The sequence below is a fragment of the Pseudomonas sp. SDO5215_S409 genome, assembly GCF_054071325.1.
The window spans coordinates 39,131-45,856 of the sequence record NZ_JBSVWN010000055.1; the positions used below are offsets into that span (position 1 = coordinate 39,131).

The 6,726-nt window shown below is 55.9% G+C and carries 5 protein-coding genes and 1 pseudogene; 1 reads left to right on the forward strand and 5 read right to left on the reverse strand.

The genetic code is table 11. The annotated features are described in order from the left end of the window. Positions 1-2: 2 nt before the first annotated feature. Entirely contained in the window at positions 3-923 is a 921-nt protein-coding gene (locus ACW9H9_RS23285) for a LysR family transcriptional regulator (RefSeq protein WP_457346511.1), read from the reverse strand. A 175-nt stretch (positions 924-1,098) separates the two neighbouring features. Between ACW9H9_RS23285 and ACW9H9_RS23290 the strand changes: the two genes are divergently transcribed. Continuing rightward, a complete protein-coding gene (locus ACW9H9_RS23290) occupies positions 1,099-2,004 on the forward strand; it encodes a TauD/TfdA dioxygenase family protein (protein ID WP_457346512.1) in 906 nt (301 codons plus the stop codon). A gap of 56 nt (positions 2,005-2,060) precedes the next feature. Here ACW9H9_RS23290 and ACW9H9_RS23295 read toward each other — a convergent pair whose 3' ends face one another. The 4 genes and pseudogenes from ACW9H9_RS23295 to ACW9H9_RS23310 form a co-directional block, all read right to left on the reverse strand. Continuing rightward, the gene (locus tag ACW9H9_RS23295; protein ID WP_457346513.1) at positions 2,061-3,668 is read right to left on the reverse strand and encodes an alkaline phosphatase family protein; all 1,608 of its coding nucleotides are present in this window, start codon (positions 3,666-3,668) and stop codon (positions 2,061-2,063) included. A gap of 103 nt (positions 3,669-3,771) precedes the next feature. After that, a complete protein-coding gene (locus tag ACW9H9_RS23300; RefSeq protein ID WP_457346515.1) occupies positions 3,772-4,533 on the reverse strand; it encodes a hypothetical protein in 762 nt (253 codons plus the stop codon). A gap of 103 nt (positions 4,534-4,636) precedes the next feature. Then, the gene (locus tag ACW9H9_RS23305) at positions 4,637-5,377 is read right to left on the reverse strand and encodes a hypothetical protein (protein WP_457346516.1); all 741 of its coding nucleotides are present in this window, start codon (positions 5,375-5,377) and stop codon (positions 4,637-4,639) included. 11 nt (positions 5,378-5,388) lie between these two features. Next, positions 5,389-6,726 (reverse strand): annotated as a pseudogene (locus ACW9H9_RS23310) (T6SS effector BTH_I2691 family protein); the annotation flags it as partial.

Genomic DNA, 6,726 nt, shown 5'->3' on the forward strand with positions numbered 1-6,726 from the left:
CGTCAGACCGCCACGCTCACCGGCTGACGGTCCACCGCCACCAGTGTCTCGATCATCGCCTTCGCCGCTGGCGACAGGCGATACCCGGTACGGCTGACAATCCCGCAACGGGCGTTGAGACTCTCCAGGTTCTGCGGCAAATTGCGCCAGTGCAGCAGCGCCAGTGCGCCGCTGGCGATGTCCTCGCCGAAGGCTTCTTCGGTGCCCACGCCAATGGCGTCCGACTGCAGCACGATCTTCACCAGCGCTGGAAAATGTTCGGTCTGGATACTCGGCTCAAAATCGATGCGCCCGCTGAGGTTGGCCAGCAGCTTGCGCGTGCCTTGGGAAATCAGCGGGGTGGCCAGCGGGTAGTCGAACATGTCGTTGGTCGACAGGCTGTCCTTGGCCAACAGCGGGTGCCCGGGCCTGCAAAAAAATACGCCGCGCTTGGGCGTCAGCGCCTGGGTCTGGAAGTTCGGGTCGGCCTCGAACTGGCGAATGTCGGCGATGAAAAATTCGATCTCTTCACGGCTCAGGCTGCGGCTGAGTTTTTCCCAATTATCCACCTGGAAATGCGTGCGGATCTTCGGGTGGGCCTGGATGAACCGCGCCACGGCATCCGGCACCAGTTTCACCGCGGGCGCAGGGCCGGTGCCAAAGCGCAGTTCGCCAGCATCGAGCTTGGTCATGCGCGTGACTTCGCTGCTGAGCAAGGCCGCGCCATGCACCAGGCTCAGGGCGTGTTGCAGCACCACCTGGCCCTCCGGCGTGGGGCGCAGGTCTTTGTTGCCCCGGTCGACCAGCACACACCCGAACTCTTGCTCCAGGCCCTGAATACTGCGGCTGAACGCCGGTTGGGTGATGCCCATGGCATCGGCCGCACGTACGAAACTTCGGTGTTCGTTGAGGGCAATGAAGTAGCGCAGTTGGCGAAGATCCATATGCTTTCCTGGCATCCAAAAAATAGGTCGAAGGCATTTGCGACCGTGGGAGCTGAGGTTTTAAATGCAAGCTCTTATTCCGTCAACGAAGCATTTGTTCATTTGCTAGACCTAAATTACATATGAATAGAGCGTTGTCGCAGAGCGTTTCCAACCGCAGATGAGGGTCAACACCATGAGCAATGCCGCACTCGCTGTTCAACCCGTCGCCCAGGCGCTGGACATTCACCCGGTGGCCGGACGCATCGGTGCCGAGATCCGGGGCGTCACCTTGTCCGGGGCGCTGGACGTCGCCACCGTCGAGGCCATCCAGCAGGCGCTGGTGCAATACAAAGTGATCTTCTTTCGTGGGCAGACCCACCTCGACGATCAGAGCCAGGAGGCCTTCGCCCATTTGCTCGGCGAACCGATTGCCCACCCCACCGTGCCTGTGCGCGACGGCACGCGCTTTTTGATGGAACTGGACGGCGGGCGCGGCCAGCGGGCCAATTCATGGCACACCGACGTGACCTTTGTGGCTGCGTATCCCAAGGCGTCCATCCTGCGCTCGGTACTCGCGCCCGCCTCGGGCGGCGATACGGTGTGGGCCAACACCGCCAGCGCCTACAACGACCTGAGCGCCGAACTGCAGGCACTGGCCGACACGCTTTGGGCGGTGCACAGCAACGAGTACGACTACGCGGCGCGCAAGCCAGACGTGTCGCCGGAAAAGCTCGAGGAATACCGTAAGGTGTTTACCTCCACGGTGTACGAAACCGAGCACCCGGTGGTGCGAGTCCACCCGGTGAGCGGTGAGAAAAGCCTGGTGCTGGGGCACTTCGTCAAACGCCTGAAGGGCTATTCACAGGCCGACTCGGCGCACCTGTTCAACCTGCTGCAAAGCCACGTCACCCGCCTGGAAAACACCGTGCGCTGGCGCTGGGCGACCGGCGACGTGGCGATCTGGGACAACCGCTCCACCCAGCATTACGCGGTGAACGACTACGGCACCCAGGCGCGCATCGTGCGGCGAGTCACGCTCAAAGGCGATGTGCCGGTGGGCGTGCAAGGGCAACGCAGCCAGACCACCAAAGGCCTCTGAACCCCGTGCGTTCCAACGGTGGGAGCACGCGTGCTCCCACCGGGGATTTGTGCGATTTACCAGACGCCGATCTGCACCACTTTCTGCGTTTCGGGGTCGCCATAACGGAACCGTTGCCCACGCAGGTCGATCTCGGCATGGCTGATGGTGGTGCGCCGCTTGAGCCCCCGCAGCCATTCAAACAGATACCCCTGATGCGTCTCGCGCACCTGCGCATACGCCGGGTTGGCCCCCAGGTCATGCAGCTCTTGCGGGTCGTTTTGCAGGTCAAACAGCTGCGCCCGAATACCGTCGTAGGCCAGGTACTTCCAGCGCTCGCTGCGCACCATGGTCATGCGGCAGCGGTCGATCGGCTGCCCCAGACGCTCCCGGGCGGGGGCCTGGAAGGCGTAGTCATATTCGGCAATTGCGTACCGCCGCCAGTCGATGGTTTCCCCGTGCAGCAACGGGATCAACGAACGGCCCTCCAGGCGGTGCTCGGCCCCTGGCAGCCCCAACGCCTGTAAAAAGGTGGGCAGCGCATCGATGGTTTCCACCAGCCTCTCATCCACCGAACCCCGGCTCACATCAGCGGCAGAGCGCGGGTCACGCACGATCAGCGGCACCCCCACCGCAGGCTCCAGCAAAAACTCTTTTTCGCCGAGGAAATGGTCGCCCAGAAAGTCACCGTGATCGCTGGTAAACACGATCAGCGTGTCATCCCAACGCCCATTGCCTTGAAGGAAATCGAACAGGCGACCGAGTTGATCGTCCACCTGTTTAATCAACCCCATGTACGTCGGGACCACCGTGAGGCGCACCTCGTCTCGAGAAAAATTCAGGCTCTCTTCATGCTGGCGAAAAGCCTGGTACACCGGGTGATCACTGGCGTTTTGCGGCAGCGGCCGAATCGGCGCCTGCACCTGGGCCGCGCCATACAACGCGTGGTACGGCGCAGGCGCGATATAGGGCCAGTGCGGCTTGATGTAGGACAGGTGCAGGCACCACGGCTGCTCGCCTTGCTCGCTGATGAAATCGATAGCGCGGTCGGTGGTGTAGACCGTTTCCGAGTGCGGCTCGGCCACCCGCGCGGGCAGGGGAGCGTTGCGCATGTGCCAGCCACTGAGCACGTCCCCCGCCTCACCGGCCGCCGCATTGGCCCAGGTGTGCCACGGGTTTTCACCGTCGTAACCGTGCAGGCGCAGGTAATGGGTGTAGGGCGCAGACTCGCGCTTGTCCTCGAACAACGGGCTGTCGGGGAAAATCCCGTCATGCCGGCAATACGCCTCAAACCCCACTTCATTCAGCGGCTGCGCCTGATCGCCGTCGGGGTCGATCTCAAGCCGCTGCAAGGCTTCCAGGTTGGGCGTCGCATGCGTCTTGCCTACCAGCGCCGTACGAATGCCATGGGGCCGCAGGTAATCGCCGAGGGTCAACTCTTCCAACGGCAACGGCACCGCGTTCCACGCCACCTGATGACTGCTCACATAGCGCCCGGTGTAAGCCGACATCCGCGACGGGCCGCAAATGGTGCCTTGGGTGTAGGCCCGACTGAACCGCACCCCGGCGGCAGCCAGGCGGTCGATATTGGGCGTGTGCAGGTGCGGGTGACCGTAGCACGAGAGGTAATCGCGACGCAGTTGGTCGCACATGATGTACAGCACGTTGCGCAGGGGCTGGGGCATGGAGGGAGCACCGGACGGGGAAAATGCGTTTTTCGCCGGTCGGGTGGGGGGCTGGCAAGTGCATTTGGGGAATGGGGTTTATGCAAGGGGTGCATGGGGGCGGTTATAGAGGGTCGGTGCTCATGGGGACGTTGACCTTGGCGCTGATGACGGGGACGTTGGGGGATAAGTAAGGCTTGATAAGAGTGGCGACGGCCTCTTTTTGGTTGCGGTGGCAAAAAAGGTTGAGGCTCCAGTGGGTTTCGTAGCGGTCTCCTTTTAGCGTGACACTGTATTTAAAATTTACCACTTCTCTGTTAGTGGCGATGGCTAACTGTGTGATGTCTGACCATTTAAAAGCGTAGTGATTGAACTGGGTGTGCATTGCCTGATAATTTTTGGAATTCGCCATCGACAGGTACGTTAAACCCATACCGCCTGGGCCTATTAGGAGCCCGAACAAGAACGCAGGGTCAAGAGTGGCAAGGTAAATAAAGAGGATAGCGGTGATCCCGGAAAACCACTTCAGAAAAGTTAACGCACTTTTTGGGAAGTTTTTCCATTTGCAATATTCAACGCCTGACGAGGTGATTCGATAGGCAAAATTGATTCGCTGATGAGTCATGCTTGAAACTATAGACAGGGCGATCACAAAATAAAAAGCACAAGATAATATTCGCCATGGTTGGCTCATGCCTTCGTAGACTGCGTACATTATGAATGCGCCGCCCAGCGTGAGGACGGTCATAAGTGTGAATATGCCGTTGGCTACAAATGTGTTGTAGTTACGTGCGCGAATCGTCCATGCCTGCAGTTCCAGTTCGTCTGTATGCTTCCACTGGAGTTGAGGTGGGAGGTCAAGGAGCTTGCTGAAGTTAAATGCCATTTGACAGCGCCTGCTGCTTTGTGGGGCTTTAATTATCTGCTCGCATATTTTTATGCGCAAATATCGGTCGAGATGTTAAAACTTATTTAATATAATTTCATTTTTAGGAAGTGCTCATGGGGACATTAACTTTAGCCCTGACGAAGGGGACGTCAGTAGGTAAGTAAGACTTTATAATGCGACCGACATTTTCCTTTTGTTTTGTTTTGCAGAAAATATTTTGGTTCCAAGAAACCATACCTTCATCGTACATTGTGTATTTTAGATCAACGACTTCTCTATTGGTTGCAATCGCCAGTTGGGTGAAGTCCTTCCATTCGTAAGCCAGATGGTGGTAGTGGGTATGCATATTTTGATGATTTTTTGAGTTTGCTATTAACAGATAAGTCAGACCCATGCCTCCAGGGCCTATAAGTGCTTCAAATAGCGAGGCGGGATCGACAACAGCTATGAATATAAAAATAATTGCCGTGGCTACTGTCAGCCATTTTAGAATTGCCGGAGAGAATTTAGAGGGTTTTTTCCATTCGCAGCACTCTATTCCCGAAGTTGTAAGGCGATAGGCGAAGTTAATCTTGTGATGGGTTATTGAAATGAGAACAATGTTGGTGATAATAAAAAACGCTAGGGTAAGTAACCCGCTGAACAATGGATCATCATCCATGCTTCGATAAATCAGAATTGAGCCTCCTGATATTAGAGTAAAGCAGGTCCAAAACATTGTATTGGCGATAAAAGTGTTGTAGTTGCGTGCGCGAATTGTCCAGCTGAGCAACGCCGCCTCATGCAAATATTTCCACTGCAGTTGAGTGGGCAGATCGAGAGGCTTATTGTAATTAAACATGGATAGACTCATTAATCAATTGAGTTGGGCACTGCCAATTTCAACAGCACGGTGCTGTTTCTAGCTAGCACGATATCGTTCTCGGCTTCCAACACACTATTAAACGGGGTGTTAACACGATCCGAGTCGGTTGTGGCTCGATCAAATGCGATCCGGAACATATAGCCACGGCCATCATTGCGCTGAAGTACTCCAGCCGGATACTTAATCTCTAATTCAAGAATTGGATTTTGCGTTGAGGTGTTGATCCATACTTGCCACAGTCGCGGCTGCTCACTGTCTAGGTAGGAGAAGTCCGCTGAAACATTTGGCTCTTTTGGGCTGTTAGGAAGCACTCCCAGCGTCTTCGGATCTGCCCAGTTTCCGTTAAGAAACTGATCATAAAATCTATCCTTCACGGATAGTAGTTCATCTTGAGAGAAATGGTGTTTGTTGATCATTGCCGGTTGGAGGATTATTTCTTTCCCGGACAAAGCTGCAGGTACTTGGACTTGTACCCAAAAGCCCAGCCATTTTCTCGGGGTACTGCCACCGCCGGAATACAATACCCTCCCGCTTACGCTTGGGCGTTGTAGTGTTTCCAATAAAGCTTGCATCTGTTTGAGATGTCCCGTATCGCCTAGCCAGTCCGGTATAGCTCCTTGCCCCCAATTACAGTGATAGAGCCATAAACGCAGCCCCTCACGCTTGTAGCGGTTGATAGTCATCGTCAAGCTTAAATAAGCAATACCAAGAAACGCTATAGCAACTGTTATCGGGGTAGACATGATCCAAGCGAAGCCGAGCCAGTAACCGAGGCCCGCCCCGACAGTTTGTACACCAGTAATCACAAACATGCCTAATACAACGACTCTTTTTGCTTTAAGAAACTTTTGTTCTTCTTCACTGGTCGCATTATTTATTTCATCGGATAGTTGCCAGACTTCAAGTCCTGCAGCAACAGCACCTAATGCTGCCCATGTTACAGTTTTTAAAATCAGTCCTTTGGAAGCGGCTGCAAACTTGCTAGCCAGTGCTGCCTCACCTGGGTTTTTTGAAGCAACAGCAGCAGCCCATTGGGCGTATCCAGCACTTGTGAGAGACAAGGTCTGGCGACCCAGCTTCGCCGACATCCCCCCCGCCCGATTCCACGCCGGCCCCACCCACAACGCCGCAATCGCATTCGCCGCATACGCTGCGCTCGACCCCATATTGCGCAGCTCATCCGCCGTGAACCTTCCATCGTTCTGCGCCTGTTTGGCAATGTGGTGGGTGTTCCACACGTTCAGCCCCACCAACAAGGCGGGCAGTGCGCTGCCCAGGTTCTGGTTCATCCAGGCCTTGGTGCGGGTGAGGTATTCGTAGGTGCC